Source organism: Rhodanobacter sp. FW104-R8 (assembly GCF_001617365.1).
Taxonomy (GTDB): Bacteria; Pseudomonadota; Gammaproteobacteria; order Xanthomonadales; family Rhodanobacteraceae; genus Rhodanobacter.
In genome coordinates this window covers 61,779-82,254 of record NZ_LVJR01000025.1, presented here as the reverse complement: position 1 = coordinate 82,254, position 20,476 = coordinate 61,779, and the positions used below count along the sequence as shown (strand labels likewise).

At 65.4% G+C, this 20,476-nt stretch carries 42 protein-coding genes; 18 read left to right on the top strand and 24 right to left on the bottom strand.

Features of this window, described 5'->3' with window-relative positions:
- Window positions 1-2: 2 nt before the first annotated feature.
- From RHOFW104R8_RS07545 to RHOFW104R8_RS16920, 23 genes are all read right to left on the bottom strand, one after another.
- Window positions 3-206, bottom strand: a complete 204-nt coding sequence (locus RHOFW104R8_RS07545) for a DUF4224 domain-containing protein (RefSeq protein WP_068091325.1) — start codon at window positions 204-206, stop codon at window positions 3-5.
- Entirely contained in the window at window positions 203-550 is a 348-nt protein-coding gene (locus RHOFW104R8_RS17965; RefSeq protein WP_275484585.1) for a J domain-containing protein, read from the bottom strand. Before RHOFW104R8_RS17965 ends, RHOFW104R8_RS07545 begins: the two co-directional genes overlap by 4 nt.
- Window positions 543-812: a hypothetical protein gene (locus RHOFW104R8_RS17335; protein ID WP_153021655.1), complete on the bottom strand. Its 270-nt coding sequence runs from the start codon at window positions 810-812 to the stop codon at window positions 543-545. The genes RHOFW104R8_RS17965 and RHOFW104R8_RS17335 overlap by 8 nt, the downstream gene beginning before the upstream one ends.
- A complete protein-coding gene (locus tag RHOFW104R8_RS07535) occupies window positions 809-1,207 on the bottom strand; it encodes a hypothetical protein (RefSeq protein ID WP_068091323.1) in 399 nt (132 codons plus the stop codon). The genes RHOFW104R8_RS17335 and RHOFW104R8_RS07535 overlap by 4 nt, the downstream gene beginning before the upstream one ends.
- A gap of 207 nt (window positions 1,208-1,414) precedes the next feature.
- Complete coding sequence (locus tag RHOFW104R8_RS07525) at window positions 1,415-1,675, bottom strand: hypothetical protein (protein ID WP_068091319.1); 261 nt, start codon at window positions 1,673-1,675, stop codon at window positions 1,415-1,417.
- 25 nt (window positions 1,676-1,700) lie between these two features.
- Entirely contained in the window at window positions 1,701-2,165 is a 465-nt protein-coding gene (locus RHOFW104R8_RS07520; protein ID WP_068091318.1) for a hypothetical protein, read from the bottom strand.
- Between the two features lie 131 nt (window positions 2,166-2,296).
- Window positions 2,297-3,370, bottom strand: coding sequence for a recombination protein RecT (gene recT / locus RHOFW104R8_RS07515; RefSeq protein WP_068091316.1), 1,074 nt, complete (start codon window positions 3,368-3,370; stop codon window positions 2,297-2,299).
- A 28-nt stretch (window positions 3,371-3,398) separates the two neighbouring features.
- Window positions 3,399-4,241, bottom strand: a complete 843-nt coding sequence (locus RHOFW104R8_RS07510; protein ID WP_068091315.1) for a YqaJ viral recombinase family protein — start codon at window positions 4,239-4,241, stop codon at window positions 3,399-3,401.
- The gene (locus RHOFW104R8_RS17590) at window positions 4,238-4,423 is read right to left on the bottom strand and encodes a hypothetical protein (RefSeq protein ID WP_068091313.1); all 186 of its coding nucleotides are present in this window, start codon (window positions 4,421-4,423) and stop codon (window positions 4,238-4,240) included. The genes RHOFW104R8_RS07510 and RHOFW104R8_RS17590 overlap by 4 nt, the downstream gene beginning before the upstream one ends.
- On the bottom strand, window positions 4,420-5,442 hold the full coding sequence (locus RHOFW104R8_RS07500) for a DUF1351 domain-containing protein (RefSeq protein WP_235605137.1): 1,023 nt from the start codon (window positions 5,440-5,442) through the stop codon (window positions 4,420-4,422). Before RHOFW104R8_RS07500 ends, RHOFW104R8_RS17590 begins: the two co-directional genes overlap by 4 nt.
- 179 nt (window positions 5,443-5,621) lie before the next feature.
- Window positions 5,622-5,786, bottom strand: a complete 165-nt coding sequence (locus tag RHOFW104R8_RS17800) for a hypothetical protein (protein ID WP_161487754.1) — start codon at window positions 5,784-5,786, stop codon at window positions 5,622-5,624.
- Window positions 5,783-6,022, bottom strand: a complete 240-nt coding sequence (locus tag RHOFW104R8_RS07495; RefSeq protein ID WP_153021653.1) for a hypothetical protein — start codon at window positions 6,020-6,022, stop codon at window positions 5,783-5,785. Before RHOFW104R8_RS07495 ends, RHOFW104R8_RS17800 begins: the two co-directional genes overlap by 4 nt.
- The gene (locus RHOFW104R8_RS07490) at window positions 6,019-6,288 is read right to left on the bottom strand and encodes a hypothetical protein (RefSeq protein ID WP_068091303.1); all 270 of its coding nucleotides are present in this window, start codon (window positions 6,286-6,288) and stop codon (window positions 6,019-6,021) included. Before RHOFW104R8_RS07490 ends, RHOFW104R8_RS07495 begins: the two co-directional genes overlap by 4 nt.
- Complete coding sequence (locus RHOFW104R8_RS07485; protein ID WP_068091299.1) at window positions 6,285-6,548, bottom strand: hypothetical protein; 264 nt, start codon at window positions 6,546-6,548, stop codon at window positions 6,285-6,287. The genes RHOFW104R8_RS07490 and RHOFW104R8_RS07485 overlap by 4 nt, the downstream gene beginning before the upstream one ends.
- On the bottom strand, window positions 6,545-6,946 hold the full coding sequence (locus RHOFW104R8_RS07480; RefSeq protein WP_068091295.1) for a hypothetical protein: 402 nt from the start codon (window positions 6,944-6,946) through the stop codon (window positions 6,545-6,547). The genes RHOFW104R8_RS07485 and RHOFW104R8_RS07480 overlap by 4 nt, the downstream gene beginning before the upstream one ends.
- Entirely contained in the window at window positions 6,943-7,239 is a 297-nt protein-coding gene (locus RHOFW104R8_RS07475; protein ID WP_068091291.1) for a hypothetical protein, read from the bottom strand. The genes RHOFW104R8_RS07480 and RHOFW104R8_RS07475 overlap by 4 nt, the downstream gene beginning before the upstream one ends.
- Complete coding sequence (locus RHOFW104R8_RS07470; protein ID WP_068091288.1) at window positions 7,236-7,487, bottom strand: hypothetical protein; 252 nt, start codon at window positions 7,485-7,487, stop codon at window positions 7,236-7,238. The genes RHOFW104R8_RS07475 and RHOFW104R8_RS07470 overlap by 4 nt, the downstream gene beginning before the upstream one ends.
- The gene (locus RHOFW104R8_RS07465) at window positions 7,484-7,810 is read right to left on the bottom strand and encodes a hypothetical protein (RefSeq protein ID WP_068091287.1); all 327 of its coding nucleotides are present in this window, start codon (window positions 7,808-7,810) and stop codon (window positions 7,484-7,486) included. Before RHOFW104R8_RS07465 ends, RHOFW104R8_RS07470 begins: the two co-directional genes overlap by 4 nt.
- Window positions 7,807-8,208: a hypothetical protein gene (locus tag RHOFW104R8_RS07460; RefSeq protein ID WP_068091286.1), complete on the bottom strand. Its 402-nt coding sequence runs from the start codon at window positions 8,206-8,208 to the stop codon at window positions 7,807-7,809. Before RHOFW104R8_RS07460 ends, RHOFW104R8_RS07465 begins: the two co-directional genes overlap by 4 nt.
- The gene (locus tag RHOFW104R8_RS07455; protein ID WP_068091283.1) at window positions 8,205-8,453 is read right to left on the bottom strand and encodes a hypothetical protein; all 249 of its coding nucleotides are present in this window, start codon (window positions 8,451-8,453) and stop codon (window positions 8,205-8,207) included. The genes RHOFW104R8_RS07460 and RHOFW104R8_RS07455 overlap by 4 nt, the downstream gene beginning before the upstream one ends.
- 3 nt (window positions 8,454-8,456) lie before the next feature.
- On the bottom strand, window positions 8,457-8,663 hold the full coding sequence (locus tag RHOFW104R8_RS07450) for a hypothetical protein (RefSeq protein WP_068091280.1): 207 nt from the start codon (window positions 8,661-8,663) through the stop codon (window positions 8,457-8,459).
- A 140-nt stretch (window positions 8,664-8,803) separates the two neighbouring features.
- On the bottom strand, window positions 8,804-9,094 hold the full coding sequence (locus tag RHOFW104R8_RS07445) for a hypothetical protein (protein WP_082823556.1): 291 nt from the start codon (window positions 9,092-9,094) through the stop codon (window positions 8,804-8,806).
- Window positions 9,095-9,650: 556 nt separating this feature from the next.
- The gene (locus RHOFW104R8_RS16920; protein ID WP_082823555.1) at window positions 9,651-10,157 is read right to left on the bottom strand and encodes a helix-turn-helix domain-containing protein; all 507 of its coding nucleotides are present in this window, start codon (window positions 10,155-10,157) and stop codon (window positions 9,651-9,653) included.
- A gap of 84 nt (window positions 10,158-10,241) precedes the next feature.
- Here RHOFW104R8_RS16920 and RHOFW104R8_RS16915 point away from each other — a divergent pair, with 84 nt between their 5' ends.
- The 8 genes from RHOFW104R8_RS16915 (at window position 10,242) to RHOFW104R8_RS07415 (ending at window position 13,486) form a co-directional block, all read left to right on the top strand.
- A complete protein-coding gene (locus tag RHOFW104R8_RS16915) occupies window positions 10,242-10,469 on the top strand; it encodes a helix-turn-helix domain-containing protein (RefSeq protein WP_082823554.1) in 228 nt (75 codons plus the stop codon).
- 95 nt (window positions 10,470-10,564) lie between these two features.
- Window positions 10,565-10,900 (top strand): hypothetical protein, encoded by a 336-nt coding sequence (locus RHOFW104R8_RS07435; protein ID WP_068091270.1) that lies wholly within the window; start codon window positions 10,565-10,567, stop codon window positions 10,898-10,900.
- Window positions 10,897-11,100: a hypothetical protein gene (locus RHOFW104R8_RS07430; protein WP_063089460.1), complete on the top strand. Its 204-nt coding sequence runs from the start codon at window positions 10,897-10,899 to the stop codon at window positions 11,098-11,100. The genes RHOFW104R8_RS07435 and RHOFW104R8_RS07430 overlap by 4 nt, the downstream gene beginning before the upstream one ends.
- On the top strand, window positions 11,097-11,267 hold the full coding sequence (locus RHOFW104R8_RS17585; protein WP_161487755.1) for a hypothetical protein: 171 nt from the start codon (window positions 11,097-11,099) through the stop codon (window positions 11,265-11,267). Before RHOFW104R8_RS07430 ends, RHOFW104R8_RS17585 begins: the two co-directional genes overlap by 4 nt.
- A gap of 151 nt (window positions 11,268-11,418) precedes the next feature.
- Complete coding sequence (locus tag RHOFW104R8_RS17710; protein WP_082823553.1) at window positions 11,419-12,426, top strand: DUF1376 domain-containing protein; 1,008 nt, start codon at window positions 11,419-11,421, stop codon at window positions 12,424-12,426.
- On the top strand, window positions 12,410-12,727 hold the full coding sequence (locus tag RHOFW104R8_RS07425) for a hypothetical protein (protein WP_161487791.1): 318 nt from the start codon (window positions 12,410-12,412) through the stop codon (window positions 12,725-12,727). The genes RHOFW104R8_RS17710 and RHOFW104R8_RS07425 overlap by 17 nt, the downstream gene beginning before the upstream one ends.
- Window positions 12,724-12,963: a hypothetical protein gene (locus tag RHOFW104R8_RS07420; protein ID WP_068091268.1), complete on the top strand. Its 240-nt coding sequence runs from the start codon at window positions 12,724-12,726 to the stop codon at window positions 12,961-12,963. The genes RHOFW104R8_RS07425 and RHOFW104R8_RS07420 overlap by 4 nt, the downstream gene beginning before the upstream one ends.
- A 31-nt stretch (window positions 12,964-12,994) precedes the next feature.
- The gene (locus tag RHOFW104R8_RS07415) at window positions 12,995-13,486 is read left to right on the top strand and encodes a RusA family crossover junction endodeoxyribonuclease (RefSeq protein WP_068091267.1); all 492 of its coding nucleotides are present in this window, start codon (window positions 12,995-12,997) and stop codon (window positions 13,484-13,486) included.
- A gap of 197 nt (window positions 13,487-13,683) precedes the next feature.
- Here the strand turns inward: RHOFW104R8_RS07415 and RHOFW104R8_RS17325 are convergent, their stop codons facing one another.
- Entirely contained in the window at window positions 13,684-13,905 is a 222-nt protein-coding gene (locus RHOFW104R8_RS17325) for a hypothetical protein (protein WP_153021652.1), read from the bottom strand.
- Between the two features lie 131 nt (window positions 13,906-14,036).
- Here RHOFW104R8_RS17325 and RHOFW104R8_RS07405 point away from each other — a divergent pair, with 131 nt between their 5' ends.
- From RHOFW104R8_RS07405 to RHOFW104R8_RS07365, 10 genes are read left to right on the top strand one after another with little or no spacing between them, the layout of a single operon-like run.
- On the top strand, window positions 14,037-14,327 hold the full coding sequence (locus RHOFW104R8_RS07405; RefSeq protein WP_153021651.1) for a hypothetical protein: 291 nt from the start codon (window positions 14,037-14,039) through the stop codon (window positions 14,325-14,327).
- Window positions 14,324-14,965: a DNA methyltransferase gene (locus RHOFW104R8_RS17705; RefSeq protein WP_068091262.1), complete on the top strand. Its 642-nt coding sequence runs from the start codon at window positions 14,324-14,326 to the stop codon at window positions 14,963-14,965. Before RHOFW104R8_RS07405 ends, RHOFW104R8_RS17705 begins: the two co-directional genes overlap by 4 nt.
- A complete protein-coding gene (locus tag RHOFW104R8_RS07395; RefSeq protein WP_068091260.1) occupies window positions 14,962-15,174 on the top strand; it encodes a hypothetical protein in 213 nt (70 codons plus the stop codon). The genes RHOFW104R8_RS17705 and RHOFW104R8_RS07395 overlap by 4 nt, the downstream gene beginning before the upstream one ends.
- Window positions 15,171-15,650, top strand: coding sequence for an HNH endonuclease signature motif containing protein (locus RHOFW104R8_RS16905; RefSeq protein WP_161487756.1), 480 nt, complete (start codon window positions 15,171-15,173; stop codon window positions 15,648-15,650). The genes RHOFW104R8_RS07395 and RHOFW104R8_RS16905 overlap by 4 nt, the downstream gene beginning before the upstream one ends.
- A complete protein-coding gene (locus tag RHOFW104R8_RS17580; protein WP_161487757.1) occupies window positions 15,647-15,823 on the top strand; it encodes a hypothetical protein in 177 nt (58 codons plus the stop codon). The genes RHOFW104R8_RS16905 and RHOFW104R8_RS17580 overlap by 4 nt, the downstream gene beginning before the upstream one ends.
- Window positions 15,816-16,157, top strand: coding sequence for a hypothetical protein (locus tag RHOFW104R8_RS07385; protein ID WP_068091252.1), 342 nt, complete (start codon window positions 15,816-15,818; stop codon window positions 16,155-16,157). Before RHOFW104R8_RS17580 ends, RHOFW104R8_RS07385 begins: the two co-directional genes overlap by 8 nt.
- 31 nt (window positions 16,158-16,188) lie before the next feature.
- Complete coding sequence (locus RHOFW104R8_RS07380) at window positions 16,189-16,431, top strand: hypothetical protein (RefSeq protein WP_068091249.1); 243 nt, start codon at window positions 16,189-16,191, stop codon at window positions 16,429-16,431.
- 2 nt (window positions 16,432-16,433) lie between these two features.
- Complete coding sequence (locus RHOFW104R8_RS07375) at window positions 16,434-16,856, top strand: hypothetical protein (RefSeq protein WP_068091246.1); 423 nt, start codon at window positions 16,434-16,436, stop codon at window positions 16,854-16,856.
- A complete protein-coding gene (locus tag RHOFW104R8_RS07370) occupies window positions 16,853-18,202 on the top strand; it encodes a PBSX family phage terminase large subunit (RefSeq protein WP_068091243.1) in 1,350 nt (449 codons plus the stop codon). Before RHOFW104R8_RS07375 ends, RHOFW104R8_RS07370 begins: the two co-directional genes overlap by 4 nt.
- A 5-nt stretch (window positions 18,203-18,207) precedes the next feature.
- Window positions 18,208-20,475, top strand: a complete 2,268-nt coding sequence (locus RHOFW104R8_RS07365; RefSeq protein WP_153021650.1) for a hypothetical protein — start codon at window positions 18,208-18,210, stop codon at window positions 20,473-20,475.
- Window position 20,476 lies beyond the last annotated feature (1 nt).

Below are 20,476 nucleotides of genomic sequence, written 5' to 3'. Positions count from 1 at the left end.
GCTCAAGCGGCCTTGTTGGGCTTCCACGACGCATCAGCTTGCGCCTGATCTGGTTCGCCTTCAACCGCTGCCCGGGTCACCACGGGCCAGCCGTGGGCGTCGACGTAATGCCGGATGCCGTTTTTTATGAAGAACGAGACCTGGCCGGCCTTGAACTTGCAGCGGGTCAGATCAGCGATCTCTTCGCGGGTGAGGACTAGGCTCATGCTGCTGTCGCCTCCGCGTAGGCCTTCTGGATCCGCTGGAACTGCTCGGCATCGCCGCCCTTGTCCGGGTGGTGCTGGGAACGCAGGCGCCGATAGGCCGCCTCGATATCTAGGCTTGATGCTGAGCGATCGACGCCCAGCACATCGCTCCAGTGCACCGCGCTCTCGTGCTCGATGGCTGTAAAGCCGGTGAATGCCCGGTTCAGGATCTCGGCGCCGCCGTGACGCTCAATCGCGCGCATGGCGTCCAGGGTGGCTGCGATGGCTGCGAGGTTGTCGGCGACGCGGCCCCAGCTGAAGCCGGCGGTTTTCTTCGGGGTGCGGGCGCGGAGGTGGTTACCCACGGGCGGGCCCCTGTAGCGCGGCGGTGAGCTTGTCGGCCCAACCATGCAGTAAGTGATCATCCTGCTCGGCGACGTTTCGCATTTCCGCAATCACCTCGCGCACCTCCACCATATCCACCGACTGCGCGGGCTGGGTGAGGTGGGCGTCGATGGCGTCGGCCATGGCTAGGTGACTTTTTACGCCAACGTCATACCCGGAAATGCGGAACTCATCTTCTCGGCGCCGATGCCAGTCTCGCACCTGATCCAGTGTCACGCTCATGCTTTCGTCCTCGTGGTGGGTGCTGCGGTGACCGCCTCGGCAATACCGGCGTAGCCCTTTTCCTGCGCCGCTGCACGCCAACGATCGAACATGGCAATGCGCCAGTCAGGCTCCACCTGCGCCGCCTGTGCTGGCGGGTGAGCGAATAGCGGCACAGGATGATGTTCGTTTCCGACCCTGCCGGTCATAATCATCGGTCGGCCGTCGAAATAGGCTATCTGCCCATTCGGCGTAAGCGAGCACCAAGCCAGCGGTACCGTACTCTCGGCCGCCTTGATGCGCTCTGCGTAGGCGTCGAGCATGTCCGCCGCATCATCTACCTGGGAAAGCAGCGCAGTGCCAGCACGCAACGTGCTCGCCATATCCTTGAGCTGACCCATCGAATACTCACTCATGGCGTTCTCCTTTCGCGAAGTTGGTGAGGGCGGCGCGCACTATCTCAATCGGCACGCTGGCGCAATACGTGGGGAGCTGGCGAATGAACTCGAGGCATTCCGCATCGCTCACCACGACAGGTCGTGCGGGGGGCCTCTGCTCATCCGTCCAAGCCCTCTCGCGGAGCTGGGTTTCGGGCTGGGGGAAGTTGGGGATGGGGATGCGGGTCATGACTGCACGTCCCGCGCTTTCTTCATGCGCTTGATGGCGCCGCACAGAGCCGCATTGCTTCGTGCCAAGTGTTCCGCCTGGCTGCGGTGATAGTCGCGCTGGCGCCGCGCCTCGGCCAGATCGCGCTCCAGCCTCTCGCGATCCTTGCAGGACAGTTCCATTGCATCGGCGATGCGCTGAAGGCTGCCGGCATTGATGTGCTCGACCGACGTGTTGCTGGTCCAATGGTTTCTTGATGAATCGCGAAAGTCGCTCATCCCTCAATCCTCTTCGTGGTTCGGGTCATGCCGCCACTTCCTCGCCGCCCCCGAACCCATTCAGCGCCGGCTGGTCCGGATCGGCCTGCACCTGGTCCGTACCGCCGTAGAACTCGCCGGCGCCAGCCACGATCAGCAGCACCACACTGCCGGCGGCGTCGAACAGGTTGTGGCGCTGCGCGTCGGACTTCGGCAGCGTGACCACGGCCTTGATGGCCTCCTTGACCGTGACGCTTTCCACGGTGGCGACGATGGTCGGGCGGTTCGCGCTGGCGATGATCTCGACCGCGGCGCGGATGTTTTCCTGCACGCGCTGCTGCACGCGATAAATCACATCCTGCTGCTGGTTCTCCGGCATCTTCTGCCAGACGTCCGGCGCGGATTTGAACTCGTCGATCAGGCAGGCCATGAGATCGCCAAGCATGGTGTCGGCGGCGATCAGGGCCGGGGCAGGGATCTCGGTTTCTGCGGTGTCGATACGCTTGTTCATGCGGTGGTGCTCCAGTCGTGGAATGGGTGCCGGTTACGTCATCCGGCGTCGATGCGTGATCCTCAGCCTCCCCGGAACGCGCCGGTTCTTGGCGTCGGCGCAGAGCGACCGGCTCTTGCATCAGGGTTCGGTCACTCCGCGCCAACGATCTCCGTCGCGCGCTTCTGGTACAGCTCGATCAGCGACCCGTGCTCGCTCACCGGCAGCATGTTGATGAGGTCGCAGGCGGCGTCCAGCGCGTCGCGCGTCGTCGCGTTGGCGAGGGCGTCGTGCACTTCCTTCGCCGTGAAATCGGGGCTGGTGGCTACGCGTTGCGGCTCGTCGCCGGCGGGATGCTCGTCGTGCGTCTCGACGCGGTAGTCGCCGTCGATGACCAGGGCGTTGTGCTGCGGCACGCCGGCATCAGCCTGTTCGTCCAGGCCCACGGCGCGCTGAATCTCGATGCTGACCGGCAGGTACTTGAACAACTGGCGGATGACGGTCTTCTTCGCCATCTCGTCGAAGTGGTTCGTCCACGGGCTGTCGACCGGCTTGTTGTACTTCGAGGCCGCCTTCACCGCCGCCTGGTAGCCCTGGCTGCCGTCGCGGGTCTGCTCGACCTTCGCCCGACTCATGACCTCGAACTGCACGCCGCCGCCGACCAGCTTGGCGACCGCGTAGACATGCGTCATCTCACCGGGGTCGGTGCCTTCGTGCGGGACGTGCTCCATCACTTCGTCCAGGCCGTAGGAATAGCTGAACTTGTCCTTCGCGTAGACGATGCGGGCGGACAAGCTGACGATCTGGCCGGAGCGGCGGGCGAGGTCGATCATGCCGCGGTAGCCGATGATCAGCTGCACCTCGGTGCCGACGACGCCCCACTGGCCGTTATCCAGCTTGCCGCGCTTGTCGAACGGGATCAGGTAGGCGTGGCCGAGCGCGCCGCCCGGCTCCAGGCCCAGCGCGGCGACCTGCATGATCGCGCCAAGGAAGCTGGTCTGGTCGCACTGCGCCAGCTTCGGCACCTTGCGGATCTCAGTCAGCGCGATGCGCGCCAGCCGGTCGGCGGTCATGTGCTTCGGGAGGGCCAGCGCCATCTGCGCCTTGATCTTCGGATCGGTCAGCAGGTGGGCCAGGGTCTTGTGTTCGGGCTGCTGCGCCGCAACCGCGGTGGTGCCGCTGCTGCGGTTCTGCATTTCCTGCTTGAGGGTGGATTGTTGTGCCATGGTGCGATTGCTCCGGTTATAAAACGGGTTATTTTTTGAGGTTGAAAACGCGAATTCCGTCCGAGCGAGGCTTCCAGGTGGCGATCGCGATGCCGCCTGCGGTGAGCGTCGTGGCGTCGCGCATCCAGCCTTTGACCTTGAATTCCTCCACAGCCTTCTGCGCCTCCAGCAACTTGATGCGCTGGCGCAGGGCATGCAGCTCGCTCATCGACAGCTGGGTTTCGGTGTCGGCCTCGACGGCGCGACCGGTGCCGCGCGGGTACAGGCGCAGCAGATCATCGACGTTGACCGGCGGCGGTGGCCGGCGCAGCAGGACGTGGTATTTCCAGAACCGCTCCGCCTGCCGGCGAATCTCGGCGATCAGCTCGTCGTCGCGATGCACTTCGTAAATGCGGTGATCATCGAAGCCGATCAGCGCCTGCACGTAGCAGAGCTGGCGGCCGGTGATGCCCAGACCCCACATCGCCTGCGCCGTGACGTACAGCGGCGGCTCCTCGCCCGCGTCGGGATCACCCCAGCCGTTGACCGCGTTCGGGTGGACCGTCTTGGTTTCCAGACTTGCGCCATTCTCGACTTCACCGTCGAGTTCTGCCTTCGCCCACGGGAACTCGGCGTCGGTGTACTGCTTGTTCGTGCGGACGATCTGTAGCCCGGTCTTGCGCGTGAACTTCTTCGCCGCCCACGGCTCCAGGTCGCGGCGATCTTCGAAGAACTCCGCCTTCTCCGGTGTCAACTCGTCCTGCAGCTCGTTGACGATCAGCAGGTATTCGTCCAGCGGCGTGCGGAACGGCGACAAGCCGAGGATGCCGGCGATGTTGCCGCCGCCGACGTAACCGCGGGTCGGGTTCAGGGGGGCGAGCTGGGCGTTCATGCGGTCACGCGCTCCCAGATCTCGTTGAGGCGGTCGACCTGCTTCCGCGTGGGCATCTTTCCTCGCCCCATCTGCTGGTCGAGGGAGTCGATGAACCCGCGCTCCCAGTCGGACAGCTTGCCCTCGCGCTTCTCGCAGTCGGCGATCATCCGGGCGTACTCGTCGGACCATTGCTCGCTCATGCCCGCACCGCCCGCTTCGTGCGGTTCACCGTCACGGCCTTGGCACTCCGGTCGTCATCGTTGGCCAGCGCGGCAGCGAGGTCATCGATCGCGGCATCGACGTTTCCGCCATCGTTCCGCGCCGATACCACGGCTTCCGCCGCCTCGCGCAGCCCAAGGTTTGCCAGCCGGTCGGCCTCGGCCTTCTTCGCCGCCGCCTCGCGCTCGCGCTTGAGCTGCGCCGCCTGCTCGTCCAGCTTCCGCTGCGCCTCGGCCTGGCGCTCGCGCTCGGCCTGCAGGGCGGCTTGTTCCTGCTCCCGGCGCGCGCGGTCGGCGGCCTCCTGCGCCTCACGCTCGGCCCGGGCGGCCTCGTCCCGCGCCGCCTGCTCAGCCTCACGCTGGGCGCGTTCCTCGGCGGCGAGCCGGTCACGCTCGACCTGGGCCAGCCGATCAGCTTCCGCACGCTCCGCCGCGGCCTTCCGCTCATCCGCCAGCCGGCGCTCCTCCGCTTCCCGCTGCAGCCGCTCGTTCTCGGCGCGGATGCGGGCCAGCTCCTCGCGCTCGGCTGCGATGCGCTTCTGCTCGGCCTCGTGGGCGACCTGGTCGATGTACAGCAGGTTGACTCTGGAAATCGCAGCATCGAGCGCGTCGCGCGCGGCAAGGAAGTGTTCGCCGAATTCGTCCTCGTCGAGCACCGTTTTCTGCAGCTTGGCCAGCTGCCCGGCGATGATCACGGACGGCTTGCCGACCAGCGAGCCGGGGACGTCGCGGATGGCCTGGATCTTCTTCTGGATCGCCTCGACGCGCAGGCGCTCGGCTTCGAGCTTTTCCAGGCGCTCGGACTCCGCCCGGGCTTCCTCGGCCTTGATCTGCACGTCGATCGGCTCTTCCAGCGCGACCAGCTCGGCGGTGATCCGCTTGGCCTCGGCGTCGATCAGCCGGCAGCGCTCCAGCGCCGGTGCCTTGATCTCGACGCGCTTCTTCTCCAGCCCGGTGCGCAGACCACGCAGCTCGGCGCGAGCTTCCTTCGCGGCGCGCATTTCCTTCGGCACGGTGACGTCGTACACGACGCCGGCGTGACGCTGGCGCAGGTCGGCCAGGGCCGCAGCGGTTTCGGTGTATTCCGCGATCGGCGTGAGGTTGCTGCCGGCGGTCTTTTCGGTGTTGCTTTCCATGTCGAATCCCTTGCCGGCGCGATGGCCGGCTCTGTTGAAAGTGGTCAGGCGACGACGCGCACGCGCGGTTTGACGCGCAGATGCGGCTTGATCGGCTGGCGGTGGTGACCGGCGCCGAAGAACTTCGCGGCCCATTGGGCGCGGCGCTCGTCGTTGCTGCGCGGGCGAATCGACTCGACCGTGCGGGTGTGCATCAGCGACGTGTTCACCGGAGCACCATCTTCGACACGACGCCCGGCTTGCTCTCGTCGCGCACGTAGCGATAGCCCTTCTTGTTCGGCAGCCAGCGTGCCGAGGGGCGGTGATACACGCGCTTGCCGTTGACGTAGTAGCCGCGACGCTGAACCTTGATGCGGGCGCGATTACTGTTCGGCTCCGCCAACTTGATCGGCGACGCCTTGATGAGGCTCATTGCTACGGCCCAAAACGCTGCAAGCTTGTTCATGCGATTTCCTCGGAATAGGTGCCACGCACAGCGGGATCAGCAGGCGAGGGGTCGTCCTGTCCGCTGCGCGTGGCGGTTGAAGAGGTGCTGACCGCAGCACGATCCAGGGGGTGATCTACCGGAAGGAGTGCCGGCGCTGCGGTCAGCGTTGAAGTGGTGCGCTCGGCGTAATGGCGGCGCGGCGCGTGATGGTTCGCGAGCATGCGTTCCAGCTCGGCGGTCAGCTCCGGAAGCGGGAGGGTGGCGAATTCGGTCAGGTCGGTCACGACTTGGCCTCGCGGGCGGCGAGCATGGCGTCGGCGGCTGCATAGGCGTAATCCGCCGCGTACTTGGGATCAGATCCCAAGGCAGTCCCGCACGCTTGCGCAATAACACCCTGCATCGCCTTCGCCGCGAAGTAATCGCGCAGGGTCATGCCTTGGGTTTTCCCCAACGCCGCAACATGCCGATCCTCAAGGTCCTTCGGGATGATGTAGTAATTCGTCGCTGGGAACGCCGGTCCACCATCTTTGATCCGCTCGCTCATGCCACATTCCTCCACGCCTGCACCACCTGATTCGCCGCCACCTCGCAACCCACCGCCGCCTCGATCAGCCGCAGCGCATGCCGCGATGCCGCGCAGACCTGCCGTAGGTGCGCATATGCCTGCGGGTCACGCCGACGACGCTGCCGGGCATAGCGCAGCCTCAGCAGCGGGTCGCGGTAGCCGTCGGCGATGTAGCCGGAGCCGTCGCAGAGGCTGCAGGTCGCGGAGGTGCACAGCTCGGGCTGCCAGTGGTCGCGGTCGATGGCGCCGCAGCCACCGCAGCGCGGGCAGGTGGCGAGGCCGGACCCATCGGGGTGGTGGGGCAGGCCGCGGTCGGCGCGGCTCGGGTAGCTGTCGCGGACGCGGCGACGCTGGGTGTTCCAGTTGGCGCGGTTCATGACGCGCTCCTGACGTTGGCGAGAGCGGCCTTTTGGGCCACCATCGCGGCCTCGCACTCGCGCCTAGCAAAGTGATTTGAAGCTACGCCCCGCGCCTTGCCCAGTTCCTCGAAGGCCTCGACGGCGCGCTCGGCCGCCTCGATCAGCTCGGCCACGGCTGCGCAATCAATCGCCTGCGCCGTAGCGTTTGGGTCGATGGTCCGAAAGTCGGCGATGCAGTTGTGCGTGTGCACCTTCTGTACCTTCACGCCATCGCTGCCGGTGAAGCTGATGAGCCATGCCGTGGTGTTCATGCCTTACTCCGTGCGTTTTTCACAACCACGCGAGCGGTGTCGTATGCCTGCGCGAACTTGGGAAACTCAAGCCCGAGGCGGCGGAACTCCCGGTCTAGTTCGTCGAGCTTTTTGCTAACGGCCGCATCAACATCGGCTTGCTTGATGGTCTTTCGCTGCTTGCGCGGAGCAAGCGGAAAGAAACGCAAAGCGGCCTTTCGCGCCTCTTGGGCCCGGATCACCGCCAGCACATCCACCGGCCGCGTCATGACAGCCTCCAGATCGCATCGAGAAAGCGCGTGCCGGCGTCGGTGCACAGCCACAGCGCACCGAGCATCGCGGCCAGCCAGAGCGCCGCAACGGCTGCCAGCTGCCGCCCGGTCAGCGCTGGCGGCACGTCGTCGGCCGGCGCGCAGAAGTTGGCCGGCTCGGGCTGCCGGACGCGATCGAGCATGGCGTCGACCTGCAGGGCGGCTGTCGTGCGCTCCAGGCGATCGCGCTCGGCGTCCAGTTCGCGCTGCTCCAGGCGGTAGCGCAGGATGGCGCGCTGGGCCAGAGTGGCGCCGATGTGGGGGGTGGGCTGGGTGGTCATGCCCCACCCCGCTTGCTGCGCTTGGTGGGCGCCAGTTCGGCGAGCCGATCTTTCACCTCGGCCTCGACAGGATCGCAGCCGGCGCCGACGGCGAAATCTCCGGTCGCGTGCAACAGGCTGTTGACCCGCCCAAGGCGTGCGTACAGCGCCTCCATCTCCTTGCTCAGCTCCGCGTTATCACCCTCCAGCTCGCGGATGCGGCCTTCCATGCCGCGGTAGTCGCGCGGCGCGACCTGGGCATGGTCGGTGAACTGCGACAGCGCCTGCTCAAGCCGGGACTGCGCCGGCGCACATTGTTCCGACAGCACGCGCGAGTTCGCGAGGTATTCGGCCGATGCCTCGCGCAGCTCGGTGATGGCGTCCGTCCAGGCGGTCAGGACGTTGATGGAGGCGCTCATGCGGACACCTGCTTGACCGAATCGCGCAGCATCGCGGCGTGGTCGGGGTCAATGGCGGCGTCGCGGCGGGCGATGGCTTCGACTGCAGACAGCTCACGCTGCAGCTCGGCGATCAGCTGCTGGGCTTCGGCGGGCGACATCGCGATCTTCTGGCCGGGCGCCAGCTCGACCCAGATGTCCTGGTCGCCGTGGATGCGGTAGGCGCGCGAAGCTTTTTCGGAGGTGTGCTGAGTGAGGATGTACATCGCTCAGCCCTCCCGCGCCGCGAGGCACTTCGTGGCGCCTTCGGTCAGCGCGTCGGCCAGCTCGATGGCTTGCTCGGGGGTGAGCACAAGCTCGGTGGCCTGCACCGCGTCGTTGTACGTGCCCAGAATGACGGTGCTGGCGGTCGCCTTGACGTCGGCGTGCAGCTCGTCGTGGATCTGGATGGGGCTGGATGCCCAGAGGATGTCCATGTGTCTCTCCCGTGCCGTGGTGGCGCAGAGAAAGGATCACATATCGTGTTTTATTCTGTCAACACATTTCGTGATTTATTTGCATGATGACGAAAAAAAGCCCGCCGGAGCGGGCTTGGTGGTGGCAGATGGCGCGCCGATCAGTGCCCTGGTGCGAACGGATCCTTGGTGCCTTCCTTGCCCGTGTACGGGTTCACGTTCGGCTTGCTCGACCAGTTGTCGACCTTCGTGCGGTTCGGCGCGGTCTGAACGTGGGGAGCCACGTAGGTGCCTGACTTCGTGACGTAGCCGCGGTGGTACGACGTGGTGCTCTTGTACGCCTTTGGTGTGTAGCTGCGCGCCGATGGCGCGCGGTAGCCGCGCGGGAAGGCGGCTGCGATCAGTGGCAAGCACGCGGCGGCAAGCAAAAGCATGGTAACGGTTCGTTTCATGGCTCTCTCCTTTTCACCATTAATCGCAGTCGCCCGACGCTTCGGAGACTGCGTTTTCAAGATCATCATGTGCGTCGCGCACATCTCGGAACTGCCTGTCGCAACTATCGGTGTAGTCGTGCGCAGACGCGCACCGTGCGAGATCGCGTGATGTCGACTCCAGTTGGCTTGCCGCTTCACACACAGCTTCGCACTTATGGGAATTGCTGCTGCAGCTTGATCGCATGGCGCGAGCCATCATCAATACTTGCGCGCGGTCAGTTGGAGATAGCCTGTCCAGGCTGCGCTGCCCGGTCACTACCTGCTGGTACAACTCCACCGCGTGCCGCGTGTTGTCGACCTGCGCCGTCGCCGGCTGCCACGACCAAAGCAACGCCACCGTGATGGCCGCAATCCATCTCCCTGGCTTTCTGTGCATCATTCATCCCCCAAATCCCCTGGTGGCGATCACCCACGCGCCGACTTGCGCCTTGCTTCGAGCAAGCCCGAGGCGAAGATCGCCGGACGCTCGCTCGTCGCTGCCTTGGTGTGCACGAGGTCCTTGACGATCGTCAGCTTAGGCTTTGCTCCCTCGACGGGCCCGAACTCCCTCTCTAGGAGCGCCATGAGTCGGCGCACCTTTATTTCCTCGCTCATTTTCCCTCGCCCCCTGTGGCGATAAGTCAGCGTGACGGATCACTAGGTTGTAGACCTCGGGATCCTCGTAGGCATCATCCATGCCAAGCCACAATTCATAGGCTCGGACGAACTCTTCCGGGCACTTCTCGAGGTCGTAGCCGCCGGCACTTTTGTGTCGCAAGTTCAATGCCGCGCCTGCTTTACGGACTATCTCCGGGTCGAGTTTCAGGGGGTGAGAATGGCCTGGAGCCTCACCAAATAGCTCACCAACCGGGACACCAATGGCGCGCGCAATGATCGGGATCTCGGCAAGCGCCGGCTCGCGCAAGCCGGATTCGTAGTTACCGATCCTGCTTTGCCCCGACCAGCCGCAGGCGAGGGCGAGTCCCTCCTGGCTGAGCTTGGCCGCTTTGCGAAGGCGCTTTAGGTTGGCAGCAAATTCCATGGCGCTATTGATTCACGAGCCGTGATGGCCGTCTAACACGAATGGTGTTGACTCAAACAACACGAAGCGTGATGATCGGCACCCATGAACGCACTCGACAAAGCAATCGACCATGCCGGCGGTGTTACCGCGCTCGCGGAAAAACTCGGCGTGCGTCAATCCGTGGTGAGCAACTGGAGGACACGAGGGGCTTCGCCACGCGTCCCCGCCGCTCGATGCATCGCCATCGAGCAAGCCACCGGCGGCGCGGTGACGCGCCACGACCTGCGGCCCGACGTGTTCGGCGAACCCACCAAGCAAGAGGTGGCTTGAGTCATGGGTGCGAGTTTTCAGCGTGCTGGTCACGGCAAAAAAATTTGCCTGATCCGTCTGATAACGGCTGATAACACATCGTATCGGGGATTCTCATGCAGCAACTGAGCCTCAGTCTGGAACCCGGCCTGGCCCAGCGGTACCGCGACATGCGCGAGTGTTTTGCCGCCTGCGTGTACCAGCGTGGGTTGGGCCGGGTGGCGGCAGCGTGCGACGTGGCGCCATCCAACCTCAGCACGATGTTGAGTGGAGAGCGCAACCTCGATTCGTCGCTGATCGAGAAGTACATGACCGAGTTCGGCGACACCACGCCAGCCCTGTACTGGGCGGCTCGTCACCTGCAGGACTCCGCGACGCTCAGGCAGCAGGCCATTGCCGCCATCCCTGATCTTGTCGCCCAGTTGCAACGGCTGGTGAAGGAGGCTGCATGAACACCACCATCGACCTACGCGCGCACGATGCGGCCGAGCACGGCCTGACGATCGAACAGCGCTTGCGTGAACCCCTGTTCGACCTGCAGCTCGCCCAGCGCGTGCGCGATGCGATGCGCAAGCAGGGCATGCGGGTGCCGCTCACCGAGGACGAGGCGTTCGCCGAGGCTGAGCGGCGCATGCGGGGATCCCAGCCATGAACCAACTCGCGATTGATACACAGACCGCGCGTGAAGGCGACATCCTCGAATGGGTGCTGGTCGACGAGAACTACGAGCCCGTCATCCGCGACCTGACGCGGCGGGAGGCACGCGAACTGAAGCGCGAGTGCGGAGGGCACGTCTGCAAAGTCGTGCTCGCGCACTGATGATCCGCTTCCGTCGCCGCGCCTACCGCGACCAGCCCATTCATCGGCCGGCGCCGTATGGCTTCATTGCCGAGCAGCATGCCGCCTGGCTGGATGCGATCTGCGCGCTGCAGAGGTTCCGGATGGGTGCGGGGCGGAGGGAGTCGGCGTGATGCAACCACTCGTTCCGGCCGGCGTCGATCTGCGCGACTTCGCGTTTATGCCGGTGGATGTGCAGCGCCTGCTGACGTCCGAAACGTGGGTGCTTGGCAACGGCGACGAGCGCGCCGCGGCAATGACGCTGTGGTTGGTGAGCTGGCACCAGGTACCCGCCGGCTCACTGCCGGACAACGACCGCATGCTGTCGCACCTGTCGCAGGCCAAGAGCTGGACGAAGATCAAGGCGCACGTCATGCGCGGCTGGCTGTTGGCCGACGACGGGCGCTACTACCACCCCGTGGTGGCTGAGAAGGCGCTGGAGGCGTGGCTGGAGAAGCTGGCGCAGCGCCTGAGCAGTGGCGCCGGCAACGCCAAGCGATGGGGGGCGGAGTTCGATCCCGCGCCGATTGAAGTGGAAATGATCCAGACACGCGCACTCCTGGCGGCACTCAATCCGCAATCCCGACAGCTATCCAAGCGGCGGTTATCGGGAGTCCCGTCGGGATCAAAAGATAATCCCGGTGGGAATCCAAAAAGCATCCCGTCGGGAGTCCCGTCGGGATCGCAAGAGACAGGGACAGGGACAGGGAATAAAGATCAAAAGCAAGAACCCGCTCCGCACGCGCCTTCTTCGCCAGACACTCCCGCGACCCCACCGCCCACCACCGACGCAGGGCGCGCCTGCCTTCTGCTCCGGCAAGCCGGTTGCGCTCGGGTCAACCCCAGCAATCCCGACCTGCTCGCCGCACTCGCCGAGGGCGTGACGCCGGAAGCGATCCGCGACACCTACGCCGAGAAGCCCAACGCCACGAACCCGTTCGCCTGGGCGATCACGACGGCCAGAGCACGCCACGCCGAAGGCCCGAAGCCGATCAGCACCGGACCGCCACGCGTCAACGGCACGCCGCGAATCAGCGCAACGATGCAAGTGCTCCAAGACCTCGAGGACGCGAAGAATGGAAAACTGGATCACCCGGGAAATCAGCTCCGGATTGCAGAAGCTGGTGCTGCTGAATCTTGACCACGCTCCGGCCTACGACGTGCTGAGCCGCGGCACGCTGCCGGCGTGGATCGAAGCCATCACCGCGGGACGAGCGCTGGACGAGGATCGCGATGCACCGCGACTGCGCGAGGCGTTCCGCCGCCTGATGGCGAATTGCACGCGCTGGCCGACACCGCGCGAATTGCTCGACGCGATGCCGGCACTACCCAGCGCGCCGCCGGTCGCGCGGATCGACAGCGACGACAACCGCCGTCGTGGCCTGGAGCATCTCGCGGACATCGCCAAGCGCATGGGCTGGGATCACAAGGACGCGGCATGACCACACGGCCCATCCTCCCTCGCATCGTCACCGCGCTCCTGCTGGCGCCGATGGACTCACGACAGCTCACCGCTGCGCTTTCGATCAAGCAGCCTGATGCCTGCCATCGGCTGCTGCAGTTGCACGAGGCGAGCATCGTCCGACGCGTCGGTGTTCGCCGGCAGAGCCGCCGGCCAGCCATCTGCTACGCGCTCACCAGCAAAGGCCGTCGCTGGGCCGAAGAACTGATCGCATGAGCCAGTTAAGTCACCCCCAAAAGGCCACCCCATGAGCACCCAACCCGCCAGCATCGCGCCCGCGCGAACCATCGCCAGCCCAGTCACGCTGGTGCTGCCACCAGCTCTCTCGGCCAACCGCTACTGGCGCCCCGTCAACATCGGCAAGCACATCACCATCGTCCCGACGACCGAGGCCAAGGCGTACCGGCACGAGGTGGCGACGCTGGCCCGCAAGGCTGGCGTGACGATCACACGCGGCCGTGTCTCGCTGACCGTGCGCATGTACCCAGGTCGTCCGCTCGACTGGGCGAAGCGTGCCGCGAAAGACCCGGACGGCTGGGACGACAGCGTGCGCAGCATCGACCTGGACAACGCGCTGAAGGTGCTGTTGGACGCGCTGAAGAACATCGCGTTCGAGGATGACTCGTGGGTGCGCCGGATCGACGCCGAGCGCATGGAGCCCGACGAACACGGCGCCCGCGTGGTCGTGACGATCAGCCCGCTGGTGCGCGAAGCGATCGCGCCAGAGCTACCGCTTTGACGCGGCCAGCTGCTCCAGCGCGTATTGGACAGGGTATGGCGCCGGCTTCGCTGTCGCGGTCCGCGAGGCGAGGTAGCGGCGCATCGTTGATCCGTCGATGCCGAGCAGTCGCGCGCACTCAACCTGCGACAGCCCAGATTTCTCGATCAACGCCCGGAGGTATTCCGGGCGCGGGTCGTGGCGGGAGGCGTCGGGCTTTACCACGCCATTGCTCGGCATTGGCGCGCCTGCAATTCGCGGTCCTCGGCGCGGAGCGCATGTTCTGTGCCGATGGCATCGTAGGCCTCGGCCAGCGAGCCGAAATACTCGGCGCCGTAAGTGGCATCCACGCGGCACCACCGATGCGAGGCATCGGAGAAATGCATCCCGTCAGCCAGAACGGCGCGACGCATCGCGGATGTGCTGAGAGTGTTGCTCATGTCGATCTCCTATCTGCGCCTCGCCGGGTTGGCTGGCATGGATGGACTATAGCGCCGCCTGCACTAGTGCGTCAAGCACTATTTCAGGTAATTGTGCAACGACATGGTTTAGTTATTCGCAAGCCTGTCTCATGGGGCGTGACGATCGCGCCGGGGCTGTTCTGATGCAATCCACGCAACTGCCACCGCACGGCGCCATCCGCCAGACCATCACCGGCATGGAAGGCTACTGCTACCTGTGCCAGCAGCGCGGCGAGCCATTGGCCGAATGTTGGTGGCCGCTCACGCCCGAGTTCTTCCCCGTCAAGCATCGCGGCATGACGCGCGTGCTGCACTTCGAGAAGTTTTGCCGAGCCTGCCAGCGGGAGCGCTCATCGGTGTACGAGGCGCGCTGTCGTGCGCGCAAACAGGCTGCGGCATGACGACGCGCATCGAAACCATCGGCAACGCCACCCTGTACCTCGGCGACTGCCGCGAAATCCTGCCGACCTTGCCCAAGGTGGACGCGGTGATTACTGATCCGCCGTATGGGATCAGGCGCGACGGAAAGCCGCCATCGACGTCTAATCATGGCGGGCACAAGGGTTATGAGTTTCGTGGATGGGATTGCGAGCGCCCCAACAGCGAATTGATGAGTTTGGTGCAGGCGGCTGGCGACGTTTGTGTGGTGTGGGGTGGTAACTACTTCGCCGACATTCTGCCGCCGCGCAGCAAGTGGCTGGTGTGGGACAAGGGGCAGCGAATCGACCAGGCAGATGCAGAGCTTGCATGGACATCACAGGCTGGCGCGCTGCGCGTTTTCACACTGAACCGCGCCGCCATCGCGCAGGACGGAGCTGTTCACCCAACACAGAAGCCCGTCGCACTGATGACGTGGTGCATCATGCAGGCTGCCGATCCAGCGTCAATCGTTGACCCTTTCATGGGCAGTGGTTCGACCGGAGTTGCCGCAATGGGGCTGCGCCGCTCCTTCATCGGCATTGAGCGAGACCCGGCGTATTTCGACATCGCCTGTCGCCGCATCGAGGACGCGCAACGCCAAGGGAGGCTGCTGGCATGAGAACCCGCCCACCCCGCGAAACCATCGCCCCCAAGCTCCTGCCCCACCTCGCCGAACCCATCGATGCCTACACCCTCGCCGAACGCGTCGGAACCACGTTCACGGGCTGCGAGTCGGCGCTGCGGGCCATGCACCGCCGCGGGCTGGTGCGGAAGATCGTGCGGCGGAAGGGTAGGCAGTTTCTGGCGCACAAATGGGTGCGGGTATGAACTCAGAGTTGGCAAATCGGTACTTCGATTACGACCGCGAAACGGGAGTTCTACTATGGAGAATCCACAAGTCGAATCATCATGGGAAGATTGGATCAGTAGCTGGTTCAATCAGCGAGCGCGGCTACTGGCGCGTGAAAGTCGATGGCCGTAGCTACATGGTTCACCGCATCATCTGGTTGATGGTGAATGGCGTGTTCCCGAAAGAGATCGACCACATCAATGGGATTCGGACTGACAACCGCTTGTGCAATCTGCGCGAGGCTAGCCGAAGCCAGAACTGTGCGAACAAGCGCACTCCATCCACCAATACGTCAGGCTTCAAGGGCGTCAGCAAGAGCCAGAATCGGTGGTGCGCGCAGATCAAGGTTCATGGCAGATATCGACACCTTGGAAGTCACGCAAGCCCAGAGGATGCCGCCAAGGCGTATGCCAAAGCAGCGGTGAAATTCTTCGGGGAGTTCGCGCGGCCATGACCGAGCCCATGACCTGCGACGAGTGCATCCACTTCCGACGCGACGCAATCAATCCGGCGGCGGGGCTTGGCTTCTGCCCGTTGCGCAAGATCGCGCAGTATCCGATGGCGCCGCATTACTGCAGGCAGAGGGAGGTGGAGGATGGTGCGGAGCGAGGCGGTTTGCGTGACTGAGCCGACCTGTCGCAACGCGAGCCGCCGCGGCAAGACCGCCGGCATCCCGTTCCGGCAGGCGCGCGAACCGAAGCCCATTGCGCAACTGTCCGCCGCCACGATCGAGCGTATTGCACTGCTGGTGCAATCCCGTGTCGCCCGCGTCGCCCGCGCCCGCAGCTGCTGCTGCTACGTGTTCGTGCGCGATGGACAGGTCTACGTGCTGAGCGAGGAGCTGGCATCTGCCCACCCTTGGGCGGTGCAGCACACGGCCGAGTGGGTGGGCTGCTACGGCGGCATGCCTGACCTGGCTGGGCTGGCCGACGACCTGCGCGAGATGCTTCCCTGCCGTTGACGCCTTGGCCTGTTCCTGCACTGTCGCGTGCATGGGCATCCGAGAATCCGACCGCATCACCGCCGGCCTGCGCTACGTCGCCGAGGAGGTGAGCGTGCACCGCGACGATTTCCGTCGTGACCAGCACCCGGGCGGCTCTGCACTGCTCGAAGGCTGCGAGAGCCTGGGTTACGTGCAGCGCGGCGACGGTGAGAGCGGCGATCGCTACGCCATGACCGCGGCCGGGTTGCGTCGGCTGGCGCATGCGGAGCCGGCGCCCTCTGCGGAGGACTGAGCTTGAGCGCGCCACGCAAGCACGACCGCGAGGCATTGGTACCGGTCATCTGCGCGCGGCTGGCGACTGGCGAGCCGATGACGGTGGTCTGTCGTGACATCGGCGTGCCAGTGAAGACCGTCAACGATTGGCGGCTGCAGGATGAGGGGATTCGCGAGCAGTTCCATGCGGCACGAGATGACGGTTACGACGCGATCGCGCACCGCACTCGCGCCACGGCGCGCGGCAAGGGGGAAAGCAAGGGCGGCGATAGCACCGGTGACGTGCAGCGCGACAAGCTCATCATCGACACTGACCTGAAGCTCCTGGCCAAGTGGGACCCGCGCCGCTACGGCGACAAGGTGCAGCTGGCCAACGGCGACGGCACGAATCTGCCGGCGCCGCAGTTCATCATCCAGCCCGTCGCGACGAAGGCGGCCGAATGAACGCCGCGCCGGCCAACCTCGCGCCGCAAGTGCCGTTGCAGATGCCGGCGAAGTTGCTTCCGCTCCTTGAGCCGCGCCGCTTCAAGATCCTGCACGGTGGCCGCGGTGGCGCGAAGTCGCACACGGTCGCGCAGATCCTGATCATGCTGTCGATGCAGCGCAAGCTGCGCATCCTGTGCGTGCGCGAGGTGCAGAAGTCGCTCAAGCAGTCGTCGATGCAGGTGCTGAAGGACTACATCGAGCGCCTGGGGCTGTCTCCGTACTTCGACATCCTGCTGACCGAGATTCGCTGCCGCACCACGGGCTCGACGTTCGAGTTCTCCGGCCTCAAGGATCACACCGCCGACAGCATCAAGAGCTGGGAAGGCGCGGACATCGTCTGGGTTGAAGAGGCGCACAGCGTCACGGCGCGTTCGTGGAACGTGCTGATCCCGACCATCCGCAAGGCAGGCTCCGAGATCTGGGCGACGTTCAACCCGGACCAGGAAACCGACTACGTCTACGAGCGCTTCATCAAGAACACCGACCCGAACGCGCTGGTGATCAAGATCGGCTGGCAGGACAACCCGTGGTTCGGCGCGGAGATGGAAGACGAGCGCCGCGCGCTGAAGGCCGTCAATGACGACCTGTACAACCACGTCTGGGAAGGTCATTGCCGCTCGCTAGCCGGCCTGCTGTTCAAGCGGAAGTGGTTCAACCGTTACGAGCTGGGCAAGCACCCGGCGCTGAATACCTTCCTCGCCAGCGACTATGCCGGCGGCCAGGACCCGGACCACCCGGAGCGCAAGCCGGACAACACCGAACATGGCTGCGCCGGCCTCGACTGCAACGGCGACCTGTGGTTCATCGACTGGTACACGGGCGAGGGCGAAGACCCGGACGTGTGGATTCAGGGCTGGCTGACGCTGATTCGCCGCAACAAGCCGCTGATGGCGTTCGAAGAGTCGGGCGTGATCCTGCGCACCACGAACGGCAGCATCGTCAAGGCGATGCAGAAAGCCAAGACCTACGTGCAGCGCGTGTCGATCCCGTCCGCCGGCAGCAAAGCATCCCGCGCGCTCGGCTTCGCCATGCTGGCCAGTGCCGGCCAGGTCTGGATTCCGAACACCGAGTGGGGTGATCGGCTGATCAACCAGCTCTGCGCCTTCACCGGTCAGGACGGCCGCGCCGACGACATGGTGGACGTGTGCGGGCTACTGGCGCGCGGCATCGACCAGATGCCTGAAGCCGCACAGCCGCCACCACCGCCAGCACCCGAACCCAAACCCTTCACCGATGACTGGTTCGCCGCCCGCGACAACGCGGACAAGCGGACTGCCGTCGATCGCGACCGTTACTACAGGTGACCACGATGCCCATGGACCCCACGCAAGCCGCACCTGTCGCCGATCCGTTGGCTGCGGCTGTCGTCGCACCTGACCCCGCCGAGAAGCAGAAGGCCGAGGCCAAGGAAGCGGCGGACGTCAAGCGCTGGTTCGACCGCGTCAAAGCCGCCCGCAAGTTCGACGAGCCGGCGCGCGAGCAGTACGCGAAGGATCGGCGTTACGCCCGCGGAGACTCCGGTTTCGAGGTTGACGCGAACCTGATCGGCACGTACATCGACATCCTGGAATCGTTCCTCTACGCCCGCGACCCGGATGTGGACGTGCGGCCGTCGCCGTCGTCGGAGCCGCCGACGCTGGAGGCGATGCGCGACGCTGCCGAGGATTACGTGGGCGACCTGCCGGACATTCAGCAGGCGCATGACCAGGCGTTCGCGGCGGTGCTGCAGGACAGCGGCGGCGACCAGCAGGCCGCGGCGCTGGCAGGGAAGCAGGCGGCCGAGGGGATCAAGGAGCAGCTGATCCAGGAGCAGTACGAAAAGCTCCGCAAGCGCTACCAGCGCCGCCAGCGCGACACCAAAGCCTTCGCCGAGACGCTGGAAATCATCGTGTCGCGGCTGTGGAAGGACGCCCGCCTGAAGGCCCGCGGCATCCGCTGGGTGCGTTCGGCGCTCACCATCGGCCTGGGCGTGCTCAAGGTCAGCTGGCAGGAGCGCACGGCACCGAGCCCGGAGACGGTGACCGCGATCAACGACCTGCAGGCGAACATCCAGCGCGCGGCGCGCATGCGGCAGGACCTTGATGAGGCGCAGGGCGCGGAAGAGGACGCCAAGCGCGCCGAGTACGAGCGGCAGCTGGAGACACTGCGCAACCAGTCCGAGCAGGTGGTGGCGCGTGGGCTCGCTATCGACCTGGTGCCGGCCGAGGATTTCCAGGTCGCCCCCGGCTACACGATCGCCGATCACGTCGACGCGCCGTGGAACAGCCACCGCATCCCGAAGCGCTACTGCGACGCGCAGACCGAGTTCGAGCTGCCCGACGAGGTGATGAAGCAGGCGACGCGCTTCGCCGCGCGCAAGCCGGTGATGGTGCAACGCGAGTCGGCCATGGTCGACGGGACGAAAGCCGCCGACGCCGACGCGTACGAGGACACCAACACGTCGATGGAATACAGCTCCGACACCGCGGGCGACTTCGTGATGGTGGAGGAAATCTGGGACTGCGACACGAACAGCGTGCTGACCGGCATTCACGGCGTTAAGAAGTGGGTGAAGCCGGCGTGGAACCCGACCGCGACGACGCGGTTTTACCCGTTCTTCGTGCTCTGCACGTCCGAAGTGGATGGGCAGCGGCACCCGCAGTCGCTGGTCAGCCGCAGCGCAAAACTGGTCGATGACTACAACCGCATCGGCTCCGCCGAAGCCGAGCATCGCCGCCGCAGCCTGCCCGGCATCCTGTTCCACAAGGGACAGGTTGGCCAGGAGGTGATGAACAAGATCAACAGCGCCGCCACGGGCGAGTGGACCGGCGTCGAGACGACGATGCCGAACGTCGACTTGCGCAAAGTGTTCTTCCAGAAACCGTACGCGCCGGTCGATCGCGGCCTGTACGACCGCAGCCGCATCACGCAGGAGCTGGAGCGCATCTGGGGCGTGCAGGAGGCGCTGACCGGCGCGATCAACACCGCCAAGACCGCCACCGAGGCGGATATCCAGCAGAGCGGATTCAAGGCCCGCACCAGTGGCCGGCGCGATGGCATGGAAACCATGCTTGGCGAGATGGCTCAGTACACCGCCGAGCTGGCGCGCGCGCACGTCACCGCCGAGGATGCGCAGGCTATCGCCGGCCCCGATGCGATGTGGCCCGACTACACCGGCCCGGACGATCTGCGCAGCCTGGTCGTCGTGGACATCCGTGCCGGCTCCAGCGGCAAGCCCGACACGATGGCGGAACGGCAGGCGTGGGCGAACCAGTTGCCGCTGCTGCAGAACGGCATCGTGCAGATCGGCCAGCTACGCGGGTCGAATCCCGGCGACATCGCCGACGCGCTGGAGCGGCTGCTGAAGATCACGGCTGAGCGCTCCGGCGACCGCATCGACATCGACAGCCTGATCCCGCAGTCCGGCAACGCGCCGCCGCCGGGCATGCCGGGAGCGATGCCGCCACCGGATCAGCCGGCGCCAGGCGGTCAGCCCGGCCCGCCAAGTCCCGTGCCACCCGGCATGCCGGCGCCCGGCGTGCCATCCGCCACCAACCCGCTTTCGCCCACGTCCCGCAACCCACTGTCACCGGAGTAAC